Source organism: Desulforhopalus glucosivorans (assembly GCF_054397165.1).
On sequence record NZ_AP044854.1, the window covers coordinates 4,624,870 to 4,646,178 of the forward strand.

General features: G+C 42.2%; 14 protein-coding genes and 1 pseudogene. 10 read left to right on the top strand and 5 right to left on the bottom strand.

The features are described 5' to 3' along the window. Positions 1–202 precede the first annotated feature (202 nt). From ACX6CI_RS19790 to ACX6CI_RS19800, 3 genes are all read right to left on the bottom strand, one after another. Positions 203–787 carry a TetR/AcrR family transcriptional regulator gene (locus tag ACX6CI_RS19790; RefSeq protein WP_458775386.1) on the bottom strand — a complete coding sequence of 195 codons (585 nt, stop codon included), beginning with the start codon at positions 785–787 and terminating at the stop codon, positions 203–205. 301 nt (positions 788–1,088) lie between these two features. After that, positions 1,089–2,465 carry a dihydrolipoyl dehydrogenase family protein gene (locus tag ACX6CI_RS19795; RefSeq protein ID WP_458775387.1) on the bottom strand — a complete coding sequence of 459 codons (1,377 nt, stop codon included), beginning with the start codon at positions 2,463–2,465 and terminating at the stop codon, positions 1,089–1,091. A gap of 67 nt (positions 2,466–2,532) precedes the next feature. Further along, a complete protein-coding gene (locus ACX6CI_RS19800) occupies positions 2,533–3,180 on the bottom strand; it encodes a peroxiredoxin-like family protein (protein WP_458775388.1) in 648 nt (215 codons plus the stop codon). Between the two features lie 142 nt (positions 3,181–3,322). On the opposite strand from ACX6CI_RS19800, the gene ACX6CI_RS19805 reads away from it, so the two are divergent. From ACX6CI_RS19805 to ACX6CI_RS19845, 9 genes and pseudogenes are all read left to right on the top strand, one after another. Beyond that, entirely contained in the window at positions 3,323–3,889 is a 567-nt protein-coding gene (locus ACX6CI_RS19805; RefSeq protein WP_458775389.1) for a TetR/AcrR family transcriptional regulator, read from the top strand. Positions 3,890–4,266: 377 nt separating this feature from the next. Beyond that, on the top strand, positions 4,267–5,496 hold the full coding sequence (locus ACX6CI_RS19810; RefSeq protein ID WP_458775390.1) for a TolC family protein: 1,230 nt from the start codon (positions 4,267–4,269) through the stop codon (positions 5,494–5,496). Further along, positions 5,483–7,159, top strand: coding sequence for an efflux RND transporter periplasmic adaptor subunit (locus ACX6CI_RS19815; RefSeq protein ID WP_458775391.1), 1,677 nt, complete (start codon positions 5,483–5,485; stop codon positions 7,157–7,159). The genes ACX6CI_RS19810 and ACX6CI_RS19815 overlap by 14 nt, the downstream gene beginning before the upstream one ends. Beyond that, a complete protein-coding gene (locus ACX6CI_RS19820; protein ID WP_458775392.1) occupies positions 7,146–10,286 on the top strand; it encodes an efflux RND transporter permease subunit in 3,141 nt (1,046 codons plus the stop codon). Before ACX6CI_RS19815 ends, ACX6CI_RS19820 begins: the two co-directional genes overlap by 14 nt. Positions 10,287–10,362: 76 nt before the next feature. After that, on the top strand, positions 10,363–10,779 hold the full coding sequence (locus ACX6CI_RS19825; RefSeq protein ID WP_458775393.1) for a copper-binding protein: 417 nt from the start codon (positions 10,363–10,365) through the stop codon (positions 10,777–10,779). 655 nt (positions 10,780–11,434) lie between these two features. Beyond that, complete coding sequence (locus tag ACX6CI_RS19830; RefSeq protein WP_458775394.1) at positions 11,435–13,414, top strand: CHASE2 domain-containing protein; 1,980 nt, start codon at positions 11,435–11,437, stop codon at positions 13,412–13,414. 1,123 nt (positions 13,415–14,537) lie between these two features. Then, positions 14,538–15,383, top strand: coding sequence for a DMT family transporter (locus ACX6CI_RS19835; protein ID WP_458775395.1), 846 nt, complete (start codon positions 14,538–14,540; stop codon positions 15,381–15,383). A gap of 183 nt (positions 15,384–15,566) precedes the next feature. Beyond that, a pseudogene (locus tag ACX6CI_RS19840) lies at positions 15,567–16,441 on the top strand (site-specific integrase). Next, the gene (locus tag ACX6CI_RS19845) at positions 16,428–17,609 is read left to right on the top strand and encodes an IS91 family transposase (protein ID WP_458775396.1); all 1,182 of its coding nucleotides are present in this window, start codon (positions 16,428–16,430) and stop codon (positions 17,607–17,609) included. The pseudogene ACX6CI_RS19840 and the gene ACX6CI_RS19845 overlap by 14 nt, the downstream one beginning before the upstream one ends. 461 nt (positions 17,610–18,070) lie before the next feature. On the opposite strand, the gene ACX6CI_RS19850 is transcribed toward ACX6CI_RS19845, so the two are convergent. Beyond that, positions 18,071–18,505: a hypothetical protein gene (locus ACX6CI_RS19850; RefSeq protein ID WP_458775397.1), complete on the bottom strand. Its 435-nt coding sequence runs from the start codon at positions 18,503–18,505 to the stop codon at positions 18,071–18,073. Positions 18,506–19,760: 1,255 nt separating this feature from the next. After that, complete coding sequence (locus ACX6CI_RS19855; protein WP_458775398.1) at positions 19,761–20,132, bottom strand: hypothetical protein; 372 nt, start codon at positions 20,130–20,132, stop codon at positions 19,761–19,763. A gap of 390 nt (positions 20,133–20,522) precedes the next feature. On the opposite strand from ACX6CI_RS19855, the gene ACX6CI_RS19860 reads away from it, so the two are divergent. After that, the gene (locus ACX6CI_RS19860; protein WP_458778492.1) at positions 20,523–21,278 is read left to right on the top strand and encodes a methyltransferase domain-containing protein; all 756 of its coding nucleotides are present in this window, start codon (positions 20,523–20,525) and stop codon (positions 21,276–21,278) included. The last annotated feature ends 31 nt before the right edge of the window (positions 21,279–21,309 follow it).

Below are 21,309 nucleotides of genomic sequence, written 5' to 3' on the forward strand. Positions count from 1 at the left end.
AGATAGGTTGTTAAGACGCAAACCTCCTTTAGTTCCCACTCGGCTATCCTCTTTGTCCTGCCCAGTGCTGAACCGAAAACTTTCCAGTGCTCAAGTAAGATATCTCTTAAACATATCTACCGATAGATAGATAAATGTGGCCGATTTAAAAACCGTAACTCAAGTTCCAAGAGTATCCGTGTAGTAATATCAGTATTCCACGCTACCCATGATGCTTGAAGTAACATGTGGCCTGGTTGACGATGGAACTCATATAATTTTTATCATCTTTTGCACGGGCAATCAAAACGCCACCTTCCAGGGTCGCCAGATAATATGCCGCTGCTTCTTCCGGGTTTAAAGATGGCTCTATTTCACCCTCAGCTTTTCCCTGGTTAATGGCATCCACGATCCATCCTTCTGTGAATCTATAAAAATCATCAAGGGCGCTTTTGCCTTTATCCGACATGGAAAGCAGGTCCGAGGTGAGCATGCCGTATATACAGAATTTCCCCTCAGACGCAAGATCAACGAACACCTCGCCTAAAAATCTAATCTTCTCCAGACCACTTGAGTGGCTTGACTTTGCATTCTCAAGTTTTTGCATGAGCTGGTCGTTGTGCCGCGTCAGTAAGGCTGTAGCCATGTCCTGTTTTGTTGGAAAGTAGTAGTGCATTGTGGACGTCTTAACCCCTACCTCCTGTTGCAGATCTTTATAGCTGAATGCATTGAATCCAGCCGTTTGAACATGTTTTTGCGCAGCATCAAGTATTTTATGGGCGGTTGGATTGAGTTCTTTCACAGTCATCACTTTCTTCCTAATTTAACAGTCTGTTTTGTATCTACTTGTAGATAGATATATGTCGGATTTGGTCTGTGTCAAGAAGTTATCTATTAATAGATAGAGAATATCGTATTTAATTCACTTGTTACTGGTTTTGTATCTAACCCCGGTAAACGGGAAATAAGCCAGGATAAGTGCCTTGATACTAACTTCAAACTATTGATGTTAAATGAACTTTCAGTTTTCTTGTTTTTTATGACAGGTTTTCTTGAGTAAGGTACTAAACAGCCAGAAATGTCAGTATAAGAAAGGACAATACAGCCGCCTATTCATTCTGGTACCTTCGTACAGCCGCAACAGCCTTCACAGATGCAGCAAGAATACATTCATTGAGTGCCGGATGGATATAAACCATTTCTGCCAGTTCACGGACATCATTTTTCAGGTGCATCACAGTAAGCACCTGGTGAAGCAGGGTATCAGATTCCTGGCCAATCAAATGGCAGCCAAGAATGGAGTAATCCTCGGGAGACACCAGGAGTTTTATTCGTGGATACTTTTCTCTTCTGGCCATTGCCCGTGCACTGACCTGCCAGTCTTCAAATATTGAAACGTAGGGAATATTTTGTTCCTGGAGTTGCTGCTCTGTATAGCCGACCGCCGCAACCTCAGGAATGCCATAGACACCATGGGCTATGTGCACATCGTTGATCGGCCCTTGAACTCCCCTGATCAATTTTCGCCTGAGGTAATGAATCTCATAGCTTGCGGCATGTTGCAGCATATATCGTCCGTTAACATCTCCTGCTGCATAGATTCCGGAAACATTTGTCTCCAGTTGATCATTAACTGTAATAAACCCCTTACTATCCACTTCAACCCCAGTGGCTCCGAGATTTAATGGCACTGTGTTGGGGATCCTCCCGGTTGCAAAAAGCACATTATCTATCTGTAGCATGGTTGTGTTCCCGGCCTCATCAATCGTTGCCGTAAAAGCTGTTCCATCATATGTTAAGTCCGTAAGGGTAGCATTGTATCTGGTATCCACATAACGACTGAACTCTTTTCTGAACACTTCTTCTATCTGCGTATCCTCTTTTGAAAGCAACCTCTCTGAACGGCTCAGAAGAGTTGTTTTTACGCCAACAGCGGAAAAGAAAGAAGCCATTTCACAACCGATGAAGCCCGCTCCGACAACTAAGAGCGATTCAGGTAAAACATCTTTCATAGGAAAGAGGCTGTCGCTTGTCCAAACCGGTAGAGCAGCAAAAGGGGGCTGCACTGGCCTGCTGCCGGTGGCGATTACGATGTTATCGGAAGTAAGCTCTCGTCCTGCTGCACGTATGATTCTTTTTCCAGTAAAGCGTGCTTCATCACGTAGAAGTTCAACAGTGTCAGGGAGACGCGCTTCATACCTGGGATCTACAGCAGTGATGTACGTATTCACCGATTCAAAGATTGCTGCCAGATCTGCACCTTTGTAATTTGCCGAAATAAAATGGTTCTCTGCCCCCTGTACTTGCCGCGCTGCTTCAGCAAATCCGAGGAGTAACTTTGAGGGTACGCACCCTCTGTTCGGGCAAGTACCACCGAGCTTGTCTTTTTCTATCAGGGCTACTTTGAGCCCTGATTTTCCTGCTGCAATTGCAAGATTGGCAGCCCTGCCACCACCGACTACGATCAGATCAAATTTTTCAGCCATTGTCGTACTCCTGTTTTTATGGAGAAACTGTGATTTTCATTGCAGCCCCGTTTTTCCACAGTTGAGTTCAGTCTATAGAATTAAGGGCTTGTACAACTTCCGATGGTTCAGCCCTGTACGTATAATCAGCATTTACGTCGGAAAACAGTACCTTGCCATTCGTGTCGATGACGAATGTTGCTGCCAGAGGCAGATCAAATTGACCAGAGCCATTATGGTGTTCAACGTCAATACCAAACTCCTGGTAAATGGGTTTCAGTGAGTCGGGAAGGGTAAACACAATTCCTAAAGATTTTGCATATTTTGCGCCGGGGTCGGATAATACGGTAAACTGTAATTCGTTCTTTTCAATGGTTGTAAGCGATGCGTCTGGCAATTCTGGCGAAATGGCAACCAGATTTGCGCCCGCAGCAGTGATTTTGTCTAACACCTCCTGGTATGCACGCAGCTCAAGATTACAATATGGACACCAGCCACCACGATAAAATGTTACAACAACGGGCCCTTTGGCTAATAAATCTGCCAATCGAGTTACCTCCCCGGATTGATTACTCAGGGTAAAAGCAGGGAAAATATCGCCAGGTTTCGGTGCATACTGCTCTAACTCTCTCGCTTTAAGAGCCCTGGTTTCAGATATCATTACCTGGTGTTTCTCGGCAGGAATATTTTGTGCTGAATCCTCACGTCGTTCACTTAATTGTTCATATAATTTCATGTCTATTCTCCTGGAAATATTTATTTTGAACGTTCATTCAAAATAGAAGATAGGGCTTTACAAATTAAGGTCAAGGATTATTTTTGAATGAACATTCAAAAAGCTACTTAACCTTTTGTGAATTCATCAGCGGCAAGAAAAAATGGCGAAAAAGAAATTTGAAATAGAGCATGTTATCAATACGGCTATAGCACTGTTCTGGAGGCAGGGCTACGCTGCAACAAGTATCCAGGCAATTGTCAAAGAAACAGGGGTACAACCGGGAAGTATTTACCATGAGTTTGGCAGCAAGGAAGCATTGTTCAAACTGGCTCTTACTCACTATGCTCAAAAGACCATAGAGGACGTGAGCAGAAAAGTTAATGCCAGTAATGATGTTCTGGAAGGAATAAGGAAACTGCTGTTGGGCCTCATTGAGGCTTCAGGCAGGGAGGATTACTGCGGCTGTTTCTTAATAAAAAGTCAGCTTGAACTCGCATCACAAAATAACGAAATTTATACATACGTTATTGAGAGTTTAGGGGAAATCGAGGAACACTATGCATCGTACTTAAACCAAATCTATCCCGCTGCAACAGCTTCTCTTTATGCAAGTCAGTTAATGATGGTGATCTTTGGTTTGAGGGTTTATGGCTACCGAAAAGGTTCTCGAGAAACTCTAGCCAAAGCTACTGAATCGCTACTTCCCTGGTTATTTGGACCAGCATAATAATTCAGGAGTCAATGCTGCCTTCAGGGCGACCAAGTGTAATTTTAATGCTGAAGTAGCTAAGCGTCCTAACAACTGCACTGATCTAGAACAGGATTCGTACTATCTACCTGGCTATTGTTGAAGGGCTCTTGCAACCTGATCAGGCCAACTTACTGAAAGAGACTGCCATTTTGAGGCTTGTCTGAAATGATAGAGACAGAGCAAAAAAGATCCTTTTACAAAGAATGGCAAAATATTCTGAGGGAAATAAATAAGCTTCACGTATCATACAGTATAAGCATCTCATTTGTAGAACTGGCTGGGAGCTTGTCCGGGAAAACAATTCGCTACCTTTTGGGAGTATCGGCCATTTAAAAATATCACTGGAGAGATTTATGAAACCTGTCTCGCTCACATGTCTCCTGCTCTTTTGTCTGCTTCCTGACGGAGCTTTTACAAAAGAACTGGAACATTATCTGAGTGTTCTTAATACTCATCCAAACGTACAGGCAATACTTGAAAGGCAAGAATCTTTTACATATCAAGCTGATGGAGCTATGGGCCTGCCCGACCCCTCGCTGTTTTTTGGGGTGGATAATATCCCTCTGACAGATCCATCTTTTGACCAGTATTTACCCTCTGCAAAGGTCATAGGATTTTCCCAAAACATTCCAAATAGTAAGGGGAGAAAAGCACAAAGAGAGGTGTTTAACTCCTCAGCGTCCAGCATTAACATATTGGCCGAATACACCAAATCGCAACTCCAAGCCCGATTCTTTTCAAGACTCGCAGACTTACAGCGAATTGGGCAGCAAACCAGTCATGAGATAAGAAAAAAACGAATCATAGCCGAGCTGGATGAGTATTACGAAGGACTGATTATGTCTGGGGAGTCGATCTATCAAAAAACCTTTCTGACAGAGATACAACTTTCAGAGATAGGACAAAAACTCAACACCTTGATGGCTCAAAAAACATCAGTCGAAGCCGATCTCATCCAATTAGTAGGTGAGGTTCCTGAGATTGACGAAATAGTAACAAAAGAAAAAAAATGGAATGGGGATCTAGGCACACTATATCCAGTGCAAATAGCACACCACGATATTGCTATAGAACAATCAAAAGTCTTAGTTGCAGGCAGTGAATACTCACCCGATTACGGCATAGTGGGAACCTATAAAATCCGTGAAGACGGTGAAAATGATACTTTCGAGGGTGATGACTGGTTTTCCATTCAATTCAGAGTTTCCATACCACTCTGGTCATCCAATAACCAAGGACCAAAACTTGAAGCTGCGAAAAGTCGTCAAAAAAGTGCTGAGAGTAAATACCGTGGAGTCATAAGAAAATGGCAGATGGAAACGGTACGTCTTCAAAGCGAGCAAAAAGCCTCGCTGTTAAATGTGCAGTTACTGAACGATAAAAACATCGCTATTAAGAAAAAAATAGCAGCGATGGAACGTACATATTCCGCAGGGCAGACAAGCCTGGAGCCTATTCTTCAGGCAGAACTGGCAAGACTCTCCCTGCTTTCACAAATTGATGGTGAAAAAGCACAATATATAAAAATAACACAAGAACTCAGTGCACATGTTTCTCTAGGGGAAGACCATGATATTCAATAATCGATGCAAACCTATCCTGATAATACTCTCCTTTCTTTTTGTAGTTTTCCTCCTCCAGACAGGAACAGGTTACGCCGAAGGGAATAAATATACCTGCCCCATGCATCCCCACTATATTTCAGACACTTTTGGAACATGTCCGATTTGCGGGATGGACCTTGTGGAAATGGAAGCTGGCACAGCAGATAGTGACGCTACAGAAGATGATGGTCTTAAATTGCCTTCACACATGATACAGCGAACCGGAGTGCGCAGCAAACCTACAGAAATAGCCTATTTTGGTCGAGCAATTCGAAGCTTTGGTGAAGTTGTGGTCAACCAGAGGCTTCAAAATGACGTATCGTTACGGGTAGAAGGATGGATAGAGGAACTCATTGTTAATGCTGAAGGGGATGAGGTTGAACCCGACTCTCTTCTGTTTCGATTCTATAGTCCGCAGCTGGTAGCAGCTCAACAGGATTACCTCACAGCCCTTGGCTCAGGTAATACAGGGAGACTCAGGGCAAGCGAAGACAGGCTGCGCTCCCTTGGTGTGCAAACGAAAGTGATTCGCCAAATCAAGTCGTCAAAAAAAATCATCCGCGATGTACCTTATTTTGCCGAGCAGAAAGGGAGTATCGAAAAAATATCCATTCGCCAAGGCAGCTATTTACGCCCTGGTGCAATTGCTATGCGAATTCAAGGTTATGAAAAGGTGTGGATTCAAGTCAACCTGGCGGAACAGGATATCTCATTTGTCAAAAAGGACAGCAGAGTCAATGTGGATTTCCCAAACCTTGGTATACATAAGGAAAATGTAACCATTGACTACATAGCTCCAACTGTAGACCCGGCCACTCGCACAGCACAACTTCGTCTCATCCTGCCCAATGAAAAAGGTCGTATCCGTCCTGGTGCGTATGTTGATGTAACTATTTTAACAGACCTAAGTCCACGCCTGGCGATACCCTATGAAAGTGTCCTGCAGAATAAGGAAGGTAACTATGTGATCATAGACCGTGGGAATGGAACGTTTCAGGCAAGAGAAATAAAAGTTGGGATGCAGTACCAGGGGTTGGTTGAAGTACAAGCTGGTCTACAAGAAGGAGAACAGGTCGTCGTCTCTGGACAATTTTTAATAGACTCTGAAAGTTCACTCAGAGAATCGTTTTTACGGATGGAAAAACTCTCCCTGTCTCTTGCTGAGCTCGAAGTGACTGACGATCAACTCGTGCTGCTCAATCACCTTGTTGAAGGCTCCATGTATGTCCACGAGGAGCTCGCTAACCAAAGGTTTCCAAAGCCCGAGATGTTGGATGCTTCTGAGCAGGCTGCACAGAAACTTACCCACGAGGTGAAAGAAAACAGACTATTCTTTGTTGTTGAGGATTTTCTTCATGCCATAAAAAACCGCAAAGACATTGTAACGAACAGTGGTTGGCAAGATCTTCTTGCCAGAACAACAGATGCCCTTTTTCCATGGATATCAGAAGGTAAACCTCGGTATTACAAGGATCTTGGACTCGCTCTCTTTTCCACTGAGGATGGCAGAAGTTGGATACAGTTTGCAGGCGACATCCAAACCCCCTACAGGAGTAGCAATGGTACTGTACAGGTATATGAGCATGCTCTTGATGGTAGTGGCGTAAAAACCGCCAGGGAGAGCCAGCATGCACAACAATGATTCAATCAAGATGGGTGCTATAGCTCGCCTCATAGGCTGGTCTGCTGAGAATAAGTTACTGGTTATTCTCTTTGTCATCACTTTACTTGTTGCAGGCGTGCGGGCCTTGCAGGAGATGCCACTTGATGCTATTCCGGATATGAGTGATACTCAGGTCATTATTCGAACCGACTTTGCAGGCCAAGCTCCAGAAATTGTGGAAGATCTCGTTACCTACCCCCTTTCAACCACGATGCTGGGGTTACCCCGAAGTAAAGCGGTTCGCGGTTTTTCAATGTTTGGCACCTCATTTGTGTATATCATTTTTGAAGATGGTGTCGATCAATACTGGGCTCGCTCCAGGGTTGTAGAAGCGCTTTCAAAGATAGGTGCCGAATTACCTCAGGCGGCAAGGCCACAGATTGGTCCCGATGCAACCGGTGTTGGCTGGGTGTATCAGTATGCACTTGTGGATAAAGACAACAAATATGACCTCTCGCAACTAAGAAGTATTCAGGACTGGTTTTTACGCTACGAGTTGGCAACGGTTGATGGAGTAGCCGAGGTTGCCTCTGTTGGTGGTTTTGTAAAAGAATATCAGGTGCTGGTCGACCCAAACCGCCTTCGCGCTTTTGATGTACCTTTAATGCGACTCATCGAGGCTGTGAAAAACGCTAGCATAGAGGCTGGAGGCCGAGTACTTGAGCGGGGTGAAACTGAATACATTATCCGCTCGAAGGGATATGTAGAGCAGCTCGACGATCTAAAGCAAATTGTTCTCTACTCTCGAAACAGTATCCCCGTTTTGCTCACAGATGTCGCACGGATAATCGAGGGTCCAGAACTTCGTCGAGGAGTCACCGAGCTTAATGGTGACGGTGAGGTGGTCGCAGGTATAGTCGTCATGCGAGCAGGTGAAAACGCGCTCAATGTGATTCGCGGTATCGAAAAAAAGATCAAAGAAATACAAAATGGATTACCTGAAGGGGTTGAAATTACCCCTGTCTACAACAGGGCCCCACTCATTGAGGGCTCCATATCATATCTTCGACATAAGTTAATCGAAGAAGGTATTGTGGTGGCTCTTGTTTGTCTGATCTTTCTGCTTCATGCCAGATCAGCTCTTGTTGCAATAATCACTCTGCCGCTGGCAGTACTCGCAGCTTTTATTGTTATGACTGCCCAGGGTATTACTGCAAACATAATGTCTCTAGGTGGCATTGCTATTGCCATTGGAGCCATGGTCGACGCATCTATCGTTATGGTAGAAAATGCCCATCGTAAACTCTCTGAGATGAGTTCTAATGCTACCAAAAAGGAACGATCAGCTGCTATTTTACTAGCAGCCCAGGAAGTTGGCCCCGGGCTTTTCTTCTCTCTATTGATCATCACTGTCTCATTCTTACCGGTTTTTGCTCTGACTGGTCAATCGTATAAACTTTTCTCGCCCCTTGCCTATACAAAGACATATTCCATGGCTTTTGCAGCAATCCTCTCAGTAACGCTCGTTCCTGTTTTGATGCTTTGGCTTATCAGAGGAAGAATTCGTAGAGAGGATGAAAACCCGCTTAATAGGTTTTTTATATTTCTCTACCGACCACTCCTTGTATTTGCTTTAAACCAAAAATGGATCACAGTTTTCGTAGGTCTCCTACTGCTCTTTTCCATGGCGTATCCGGTTACTAAAACGGGTTCTGAGTTCATGCCTGCTCTTTATGAAGGTGAGCTGCTGTACATGCCTACTACTCTCCCCGGGGTTTCTATAACCAAGGCAAAAGAAATATTGCAGAAAACGAACTTGTTAATTCGTTCGGTGCCAGAGGTTGAGATGGTTTTCGGCAAACTTGGCCGTGCAGAGACAGCAACCGACCCCGCACCTGTTTCAATGATTGAAAGCTGGATACGATTAAAACCTAAGGAGGAGTGGAGAGAGGGACTGACGAAAGATGCACTCGTTAAAGAACTGGATAAACGGGTCAAACTTCCGGGCCTTGTTAATTCCTGGGGTTATCCAATAAAAATACGTATGGATATGATCTCAACAGGAATTCGTACACCCATTGGAATCAAAATTACCGGTGACAATCTCCAGACTATAAATCGTTTGGCCTTGTCAGTGGAGTCTGCTGTTAAGGAGGTTGATGGAACCAGATCCGTTTTTGCTGACAGGGTAACGGGTGGAAAATATCTGGAAATAACCCCAGATCGGCAAAAAATTGCACGATACAGTATCGACCTCGGAACGGTTCAATCCATTATTGGAACGGCTCTTGGTGGAAAGAGGGTGAGCGAAGCGGTTCAGGGGCGGGAAAGATACAATATCATTGTCAGGTATAATCGACCCTTCCGCGAGGACTTTAATGACTTAGCAAATATTCTTGTACCAACACCTATGGGGCAGCACATCCCACTCGGCGAGATTGCACATATAGATTTTGTGGAAGGTCCGCCAATGATTAAGTCTGAGAATGCACGACTTACAGGGTGGGTCTTTGTTGATATTGATGGTCGAGACATAGGTAGTTACGTGGCTGAGGCAAGAGACATTGTGGCCCAGTCAGTTGATTTACCCGCTGGCTACAGTCTTATCTGGTCAGGACAGTTTGAGCAAATGCAAGAGGCTGAAGAGAAGTTACGTATAGCGGTACCTGCAACAATTCTAATTATTTTTACTCTTCTCATGCTGCATTTTGGGCGACTCGACAGGACCTTGATGATTATGCTCTCATTACCATTTGGGCTCATCGGGGGAGTATGGGCGGTCCACCTTGCTGGTTACTACTTTTCTGTTGCTGTGGGGGTAGGTTTTATTGCTCTTGCAGGTATTGCAGTAGAAACCGGCGTAGTTATGCTTCTATATATCGATCAGCAGGTACACATAACCAAACCACAAAACAAGAGAGACTTGTTGGATGCAATTATAGTTGGAGCGGCTCTACGAGTGCGGCCCAAATTAATGACTGTGGCAACAACAATGGTGGGATTAACCCCTATTTTTATAACAGAGGGTCTAGGGTCAGACGTTATGCGGCGTATAGCGCTGCCAATGATAGGTGGTATGGCAAGTACCACTCTTTTGACACTGTTCTTGCTCCCTGTAGTTTATTTTATCTGGGAATCAAGAAAAGTAAAAAAAAGTGAGGGGTAGCGGTGTTAACTCCGTATTACTAGTAGTAGCACTTAATAACTTGTTTACTATTATTCATCCAACAATGAGGAAAACTATGAAATCAATCACACAAGCAATAGTAACACTAGGTATTATTCTTTCCCTGACAGTGGCAGTGAGTATGGCAGCGGAGAAAGGTTCAATGTCAGGACATGAAAATATGGATCATGGTTCAATGAATCACTCTGCTTCAAGTCACGCTGAAATGGATCATAGCAAAATGGATCACTCTCAGGTGGGAGAAAAAACTGAGGTAATGGGAGTTGGAGTTATTCATCGTGTAAGTAAACTTAACAGGATGGTTAATATCACTCACGAACCAATTCCAGCTCTCAAGTGGCCTGAGATGACTATGGACCTCGCTGTTGCAGAATCAGTAGATCTTGGCAGCATCAAAACCGGTGAAAAAATCAAGTTTCACCTTGAACTTGGTGAAGATAAAAAATACGTCATCACTCATATCATGAAGTAGACTCTGCGGTGGGATTCACTTACAGGAGAAATCAGCATTTTTAATGTTACCTTCTCCTGTAAGGACGGTACGTGGTTAAAATCCGCTCTCCACAAATCAATGTGTCACCGTTTTTCAGCTGTTCAAGAAGAGTATCTATTAACCGCTCCTGTGTCGATTTTCGTGATGACATCGTCTTCTCGATCTAAGTTGTAATTGAGAGATCGTTTTTACTTGCATACTCTCAAACTTCAAGCCTCTGGTTCTTTCGCTCTTGCTCCTCAGTACTGACTCTGCAGTACCCAACAATTTGATGACCCATAACTCCTCCATTTATTACTGATTGACAAAAAACGCGCTGGTGGTAGTTATGTATCTAATCTTATGAGGAAAAGATCACGGTTTTTCGCGTGGTAACAATATCGGAGTTAACGTTCGTTTTTTTATCAAGGTTTCGTGATTCGTAAGTTTAGATAAAGTGGAAATATGTGGAATCCTCTCCATACAACTTTTTCGCAGACCATAGGGCTGAGTTCAAAAAATGGAACTGCTTTATTTGGGGCAAGATAGAAAATTATATTCAATGAACCCATTTAAGATGACAATTGTACCACAGCACAAAAAATCAGCGTAAAAAAGAGTTGTTATAGTCCATAATCTTATATGGGACGTTCCTGTGATACACCCAAATATTTCAGAAAATATACCTAAAAAGACTATATTTTACAGTGTGTTACTGAGTATATTCTTTTCATCAGGGGTCGGTTTTTTAAGTTATACAGAGGCGTTACCACTCTACTACATAGACAATTTTCTTTATGACTCATATCTGAGGCATCAGTCATCAGGAGTAATATCAGATAAAGTAGTTGTGATTGATGTCGATGAAAGAAGCATCAACTCCATCGGCCAATGGCCCTGGCCACGTTATCGTATTGCAGAGTTGATTGAAAAATTGGGTGGGATGCATCCCGCTGCAATCGGCCTTGACATAGTTTTCCCAGAGCCTGACCGCACCTCTCCCGCCACTCTGAGAAGAAGTTTTGAAAACGATTTTGATCTTAATGTCTCATTTACTGGCATCCCCGATCATCTCATTGATAATGACATGCTATTAGGTTATGCCCTATCGAAAACTCAATCAATTGGAGCTACTTACTTCTATTTTGATGCCCAGGAAAGTTATGAAAGCTGCCTTGAGCCACCGCTCTTAATCGAAGACAAGCTTGATCTTCTTGATCTATATCAAGCGACAAAAGCCTTGTGTAGCACCTATGTCATAAATAATCAGACTGAGCACAACGGATTTATCAACAGTATGCTGGACAGGGATGGTGTGATGCGGCAAACACTCATGGCAGTAGAGTATAATGGGCAGTATCATCCAAACTTGTCTCTTGCGGCTCTGATGCATTCCCTGAAAATAGACTATGCCGAAATCGTAAAAGGGAAATACGGTCCTGTTTTAAAAGTTGGACCGTACGATGTTCCGATAACAAAAGACGGCTTCGCTTTTTTACATTTTCATGCTCCTGCGTTCCAACAAAACACATTATCTGCAATTGACATTATTGAAGAAACCATCGCCGCTGAAGATGTTCAGGGTAAGATTGTGTTTATTGGAACCTCCGCTATTGGCCTAGGTGACATTGTCGCAACGCCTGTGGACAAAATCTTCCCCGGTGTTCAGACCTACTCGCTGATGGTTGACAATATTCTTCAATCAGCAAACCTTTACAAACCAGATTGGACAAATATCGCGATTTTTCTTTCCTGTATGATAACAGGTTTATTGATGGTACTACTTTTTGCCAGGAGCCGTGGCCCGGTAGCACTATTCTTGGGAACAGTGGTTATATCACTTGTATTGCTGCTGAGTGCTCTTTTTTTCGTGACTGTAGAAAAAGTATTTCTTTCTCCAGGAAGTCCAATGCTTGTGGCTGCAGGCCTTTTTACACTTTTTTCGACCATACGTTTTGCTGTCGAGAAGAAAGCCGCGTACATGTGGTACCAGCAGGTCTCCAATGTTCAACAGGTCACCATAGAGTCCATGGCCACCGTTGCTGAAACAAGAGATCCTGAAACAGGGGCACACATCAGGCGCACACAACACTATGTCAAAGCAATTGCAGAACATCTATTGAAAAAAGGTTTATTTAAACCGATACTCACCCTCGAATATATCGAGATGCTTTTTCTCTCTGCTCCACTGCATGATATTGGTAAGGTTGGAGTACCCGACTATATTCTCCTGAAACCTGGAAAACTGACTGTTGAAGAATACGAAGAGATGAAAAAACATACCGAATATGGACGAAAAACACTGCACAGTTCAATGAAAAAAATCGAGGGGGATAATTTTCTTGAGATCGCAGGAGAAATTGCCTATACACACCACGAGAAGTGGGATGGAACAGGTTATCCTCAGGGACTTATCGGAGCCAACATTCCACTGTCAGGCAGACTTATGGCAATAGCCGATGTGTATGACGCTCTGACAAGCAAAAGATGTTACAAGAACCCTTTCAGTCATGAAGAAGCAAAAAGGATAATGATTGAAGGTCAAAACACATATTTTGATCCCACTGTACTTGGTGCTTTTCTGGAAATTGAAGATTCTATAGTCGATATTGGCGCAAGGATAAAGGATGAGTAGTCAGCAGTAACTCACAAACATTGTTGGAGTTGAAATCCCAGCTAAATCAAAGGGTAACAACATTATTATTATGTTGCTTAATTGTTCATCATCAGCTTTAGAATATAGAGACTTTCAACAATACCAATTCTGCCATTATCATTTACACTTGCCCCACTTGTATTCCATCAGGGTTCAACCCTACCGCTAATCGAAGATAATTCCTGAACATCTACGTTTCTTCGATTCCCAGATCAAAACACCCTATAAGGTATAATTGCTCAAAAATGGCATTTACCTAAGACTCAACGGGGAGTTGGTGTTAAATTAAAATACTGTTCAAATCATCACCGAATAACTCATCTAGCGTTATTAGCGCTGTACGCTCACTATTTACTACCCGCTGTACCTCTTTAACAAGCACCACCAGCTGTTCTTCAGAAATGCCACAAAAAAGAGGAACAGGCTCACCAGTCTTTTCCTTATATAGTTAGAACAGGTTACTCGCATCGTAGTTCATAACCGCACCTTAAATTGCAGGTATCTAATACTCAAGGAAGAACAACTCGACCTGACATAATTATTAATTGGGCGAGACTCTGTAATCATCTTTTAAATTGAGACGTGTGTTTCAGGTTAGGGTATAGTGGAAATATGTTGACATTTACCCGAGAGGATTTTTTACGTATATTCTTGAATAATCAACATTTTCAATTGCTCCATTTGTAACTGTTTTTCAGGGAATAATATTGGAATTTTGAACGTGCCAGAATGCTCCTTTGTGGGCGAATTATTTAGAAAATAGACAGATGTCCTTAACAGGAAGCATCTCAAGTTTGAGTACTAATGGCTTTTAGGGAGGTGTGATCTGGCAATCTCTACCGAAACAAAACCTCCATGACCGAGAGGAAAGTACCAACATCTGAATCGTTTGGAAATGGAGTAACATTATGCTCGCAGGGGTTTGCCTAGGTAGCATGATGAATAATAGAACTGTGAGCCCAAGAAAGCCGGATTAGGACGCAGTAGCAGGGTGAGTAGCCCCGAAGACCTCCCCCTCTTGGCCTTCTTTCTTGTCATATTGTTCATTTAAACGTAGTATCAAACAGAATCCGATAATATTAATTATTTCAAAAGGTTCATTATGCCAGTTTCAGTTATGGTGGTTGTACTTATTGCAGCGATATTACACGCTTCATGGAATTTTTTAATTAAGCAACAAGGTGATAAGCATGTCAGCATGACAGCGGTTGTCTTGGGACACCTTCCTTATGCTATGGTTGCACTATTAATCTCCCCATTGCCAACTCTTGATTCTCTCATATATGCGATTGTAGGGGCACTTCTGCATACAGGCTATCAATTGTTCCTACTCTATTCCTACAAAGTTGGCGATCTAAGCCATGTTTACCCTCTTGCCAGAGGAGTTTCTCCTTTGATTGTTGCGGTCATTTCTGTGGGATACTTGGAAATTCGGCTCGACTCTATTGAATTGACGGCAATTGCGATTATTTCCTGTGGAATTATGAGCTTGTCTTTTTCTAGAAGGAGCGACGGACTAAGAAACGTAAAAGCAGCTGTTCTTGCCGTAATAACAGGAGTATTTATTGCTTCATATTCGTTAGTGGACGGAATGGGAGCTCGGATTGCTTCTACAGCCTTTGGCTTTTATGGAGTGTTGTCAATTTTCAATGCTGCTTTTTTTTCTATTTCTATGGCTGTCATTAAACCAGGCACTGTAACGACTACATTAAAACAACATGGCCGGTTGGCTCTCTTTGGAGGTGGTGCTTCATTCTCAGCTTATGCACTGGTTATTTGGGCTTTTACTAAGGCTCCAATCGCTATGGTAACTGCACTTAGAGAAACTAGTATCATCTTTGCTCTTTTACTCGGAGTGTTTGTTTTAAAAGAGCGGCTTGATCTAACAAAGGTCTTGGCATCGATGGCCACTCTCATTGGGGCAGGCCTGTTACGAATCAAACGTTAAAGATCAGTTGGATTGATCCCACAACACGATAGGGCTACCTCTCAGGATATCCATTTGAAAGTAGAACTGAACCGCTACGCGGAAAACCCCACCTCCCCATCTTGATTTACATTCAATAGTGTACCTCTTGGGTCGATAAGAACTTAAGGCGTTTTCTTATCCACTAAACAAAGGAGGTACATTATGAGTACTGCAGTCAGAGCTAAATTGATAGAACACATGAAGCTTGCCGGTTTCTCCGAGCATAGCCAGAGAAGTTACATAAATGGTGTCAAAGGGTTGGCGAACTACTATGACCAATCCCCTGAGAAATTGACCAATGGTCAAGTTCATATGTATTTCCGGTATCTTGTCCTTGAACGTAAGCTGTCATGGGCTACATGTAGCTCATACATGTGTGGCATTTTATATTTTTTCAGGCATCTATGCAAACGTAAGGTTGATGACCGGTTTGGTTTGCCTCCGCGGGTTCGAAGTAAAAAATTACCTATCGTACTGAGTATGGAAGAAGTCAGCCGAGTGCTATCCTGTACAAAAAACCTCAAGCACAGGGTTATGCTTAAAACAATTTATAGTGCGGGCCTTCGAGTTTCAGAAGCGGTCCACCTCAAACCAGAGCATATTGAAAGTGATCCATCAAGAATGATGATCAGAGTTGAACAAGGTAAAGGGCAAAAGGATCGCTATACTGTCTTGTCTGAGAATCTTCTTATTGAACTCCGCAATTACTGGCGTGAATACACTCCAGGTCAGTGGCTTTTCCCAGGAAAGAGCCTTGATGCTCCTGTGTCAACATCAACTGTCTCCAGAGTTTTCTACCGTGCAAAAAAAAAGCTCGCATAACCAAAGAGTGCAGCCTACATACGCTGAGGCACTCATTCGCAACCCACCTGTTGTACAACGGCTATGACCTGTACACAATCGGCCAGCTCCTTGGACATACATCAATAGAGACTACCGCTCTCTATCTCCACATAGTTCCTGCCAGATTCGCTGAACTTAAAAGTCCCCTTGATTTTCTTGAGCTAAGAGAGGAGGGCGACCATGCAAAGAAATAAAAGACAACCAGAGCTTGCAGATATTTTCCGTAAATATGGGGATGATTACCGACGTACCCACTTCTTATCCGGCCAGCAGGCTAGAACAATGTACCATATTGAAATCTGTCGGACCTCTGTCCTTGGTGGCCATATTGCAGCTTGCGATCACTGTGGATTTGAAAAGAATGCCTATAATTCATGCAGGGACAGGCATTGTCCGAAGTGCCAGACTCTTGTAAAAGAGAAATGGTTAAATTCCAGGAAATCCGAGCTATTGCCGTGCCCATATTTTCACAACGTGTTTACTTTGCCTCACGAACTCAATCCACTTATTCTGAGTAATCAGAAAATCCTGCTGGCTATATTATTCACTGCCGTTAAAGAAACTCTCCAGGTATTTGCCGCTGATTCACAGTGGCGGCTCATTGGGCAACTTGGTTTTATTTCTGTACTCCATACATGGAACCAGAAGCTCATGGATCATTTTCATCTGCATTGCATTATCCCGGCAGGGGTTCTTTCATTTGATAGGACAAGATGGGTTCCAGCCAGAAAGAACTATCTTTTCAAAGTGGAATCTTTAGCAAAAGAATTCAGGAAAAGATACCTACGAAAATTTGAGCTGGCTTACAACCAGGGATTACTGGTCTTTAATGGAAGGACTTCTGAGTTCGTTAACAAGGAAATCTTTCTAAAAATGGTTACTACACTGAAGGGAAAGCAATGGATTACCTACTCTAAACAACCCTTCGGAGGACCAGAGCAGGTGCTCGAATATCTTGGTCGTTACACGCACCGGGTTGCTATTACAAATAATCGAATTCTCTCGATTGAAGCTGACAAGGTTGCTTTCAATTATCGTGATCGTAGTGACGAGAACACTCTTAAAGTTCTTACCCTCAAAGCAACAGAGTTCATCCGGCGTTACTTGTTACATATTCTGCCACGGGGTTTTATGAAAATCCGCTACTTTGGATTTCTTGGTCATGCGAACAAAAAAAAATGTATTCCGCTACTCCGAAAACTGATTGATCCTGAGGCCCAAATACTCGAACAATCCTCAGAAACAATACAAGAGATGATGGTACGACTGACGGGAGTTGATGTGTCTCTTTGTCCTGAGTGTGGTAGAGGAAAAATGGTGTGCATTGAAGAGCTGCCCAACCTGTTACGAGATACATCCTGACTGTTGCTTCAGCAATAGTTTGGAGTCTTAAATGGCCAAGTTCCAGCTTTAACAGGAGAGGTGCGTCTACTTCAGAGTAATACGTTCCTCAAAACACTCAATTTATCGATTTAACGGAATAACTTGACGATTCTCTCACAAAAATATCGCTTTTCAGTAAAGTTCAGCTCTCATGAGCGTTTTTGTTTCGAGAAAACTGGCATGATCCACCATTGTATTTCCTGCCAGCCCTCCATTAAATCCCCATAGAAAAAAAACTCATCCTGAATAGCCTACACCGCAGTCCAGTTCTACAGGTTTATCAATAATTGCGGGAAGTAAACTGAAGAGAACAGATAACAAAAGAAGTCGTACTTTTGCCTACTTCCGAGAGCAGCGTTGACCGCAACTCTTGATAAACCTATTCATACTATCAGTCATAGATAGTGTCAAAAATGGAGGCTATGACCTTTTTCATATTTTCACTTTGGATTAAACAATTTTTGGATATTGTCGTGAGTGTCCACAGTATTTAAGATCCACCCTTTAGGTCCATTGTAAAAATAAAACTCCCACTGTATAGCATGCTGAGTATATTTGACTAAATAATTGATCTTAATAAAGGTATTCGCGACATTTGAACTGTTGATGTGAACAACATCGATTGGCAGCCCAAATCTTTTCTGAAACCCTTCAACTGATTGTGAAGCTTGTCTCTTGCCAATCTCAAATTCGTTGTCAGATATAGGCCAAAATGACCGTAGACCGTTGAATGCTTTTGATATATCACCACTTTTAATGATATTAATTGCTTTATTTGTTTCCATTTCAATCTGCTTAATGTCTTTGAAATAAGCAGCATTTGCTTCAGTAGCAAATGGTGTAAGGTATAGTAAAATTAGTAATAATTTTATCATTGTAATGTTTTCCAAGGGGATTGATAGTTCTACGGCATTCTCACCACACTCTATACATGCGCTGATAGGAAAGTATCTGGCGCGATGAATACTTTAGTTGAAGTAAATTAAGTTTAGCTATTGCGACAATACCGAAGCAAGAATGAAAAAGATCATTGCTGCTAAAACTGAGTAGTTGTAGTTCCTTCTAAAGGTCAATGACCTCTTGTGAATCATCGTATTTATTTTATTTACAATTATTGTCGCCAGTACTCCGTTAATTATGTAGTAAAACAAGATCATTAGTAACATAGCGATTGTGCTATTGTGTATACTAATTGGAAATAAATATATGATTAAATTGAATATGCCAGGGATGATGTGAAAGAACAAAATGAACCAGCTAGAAAAACTGATCCCTATTTTTGTGTCCTCTTCTTCGATCTTGTTTGTCGCTCCTGCCATACTCTGATTTTGAAACCATTTTTGCATAAATGCCCAGGATTGATCTAGTGACATGTGGAACAATCCAGCCTGTCAAAGAGTCATTGTATAGAAAATGACGAACTTCCTTTTTGTAATGTTATACAGAAATAAAACGTGTTAGGCAACTTGCACGATAATAACTGATTATCTTGCATCTTTGGATTTGAGATTTGCATTGCCAATAATGAACGGTCGTAAATTCAGTCTGGTTAAGATGCTTCCTGTGGAGATAAACAAGAAGGTGTCTGAAAAACCTAGCAACGCAGAAGAGTCTTCCTGGCCTTTCGAAAATCATAGTTTTCCTGACAATAATGAATAATATCAAATCCCAGATTTCTCCAGAGACTTTTTGATTTTCAAAAGTTACAATATCTCCTATAACTTGAAACAACTAAGCGTACACATTGTGTGCACAAACGAGAGAGTGGCAAATGACAAAACACGTAATCGTAGTACGTGCAAATGAAAATTTAGATGAAAAAGCCATTGATGAAATGCTAGAGCCAGCAAACTGAACAGAATTTGATTGGTCGGATAGACATCTATTTCTCCGAACCAAAGGAAATAAATCCAGATGAGTTATACCGGTATGTTGATTTCAATAACTCAAATCCCGTTAGGTATATTGAGAAATATTGGATTTGAGAATTACATTTAACCCGCATCTCACACTCTGCCTATGGGTGCAAGGGGGGGCGGCTCTTTGCTTGACTCATCTCATGCAATATGTGTTTCAAGCAGACTCCCTCAAGTCCAGATAGCTCCTATATTTTAAAATTAAAACGTCTGGCTACCTCTCAATAAATCGCTCATAATATTCCCTGGCCGTCATGCGCTCTGCACAGGGAAAACAAATGAATTCTTCCAGATCTTCAGAGTTACCGTAAATGCCATCTGTCTTGTTCACATCAAAATACTCACCACAACCTTCACATTTTCGAACATCGTAAAGTCCTTTAGTATTTCCGACTATCCATTCTTTTGCTAAGGCTGTAAATGGAATATAGCTCATAAAGCATATTGAGTCTGTTTTTGAATCAAACCTTAGCTCTGGGTAGTTGATCGTTTTAACAACAAATTTCCACATTCGTGCTTCCAGATTTACAGCAAGAGCCTGGTTTGCAGCAGATACAGAGAGTGATTCTTCTTTGATATTTTTCATATTTGTATTGAACAATCTGATTTTGTATAAATTGTTTTAGAATTCTCATTCCTAATGAAGATGAAAGGTAGGAAGAGTAACCACAACTATAAGCTCTTCATCGAATAAGATCCACTATGGACATCCGTGGCGATTACTTCCTGTCTACGGGCAATGACACCGAGCTGAGTAATAGTGGATACCCAAACTCTTACGAAGTGACCATTTTTTCGTAATACTATCTTTCATAGGCTACGATAGTGTATTATTTATTAACAGTAATAGAGGGGGAAGAAGGATATGACATTGAAAAATCAGTGCGACCTGAAAACCGGTAAATGAGCTCCAAAGCATAGTTCTGGGGGTGTCCAGGGCCAGGTAGCATCAATTGTACTAGAGAGAAGAAATCAGCTGGAAGAGAAACCATATAGCACTGTAGAGAAGAAACATATTCAAAAAGCAATAAGACAAAAATATCTGCAGGTCTCGAACTCGGCACAAGGGTTATTCAGTTATCAAACTGGCAAAAGAGGAGCCTTGGACCTTGGTTATGATCAAGCCTTTCTTGATAGTTTTCCAGATGATGCGCTCAAATCGTTCTGTGGTGTCGGCAACCCTTTTTCAATATCTTTGATACCTTTAGGCAGCAAAGTCTTGGATATAGGCTGTGGTGCCGGATTTGATCTTGTTGTGGCCTGCAAGATTGTAGGGGATAAGGGGCGTGTGTGCGGAATAGATCTGACTGATGAAATGACTAAAAAGGCTAAAGTGTTTGTTCAACAATTTGGGGAGGATAATATTTCAGTCAAACATGTCTCCACAGAAGAAATACCGTATCCTACCGAAAGTTTCGACTATGTTATTTCTAATGGTGTCTTCAACTTATCCCCATCTAAGCTGGCATTTTTTTCCGAGATTTTGCGGGTATTGAAACCCAATGGTATTTTGCAATTTGCTGATGTTAGTTTGGTAGACGACAAGGTTCCTAATCAGACGATTAGCCCGGAAGATTGGGCTCAATGAATTGGTGGAACAGTCTCCGTGAGAGACCAAATAACTTTACTGGAAAAAGCAGGGTTTCATTCGGTGGAGTTTATGGGTAGTTCAGGATTCAAGACCTCTCCCCAGACTGAGGGAACTTTATTTAAGGCTATTAAGCCATGTTGAGTGCAAAATCAGCATTGTTTCCATAATCAGT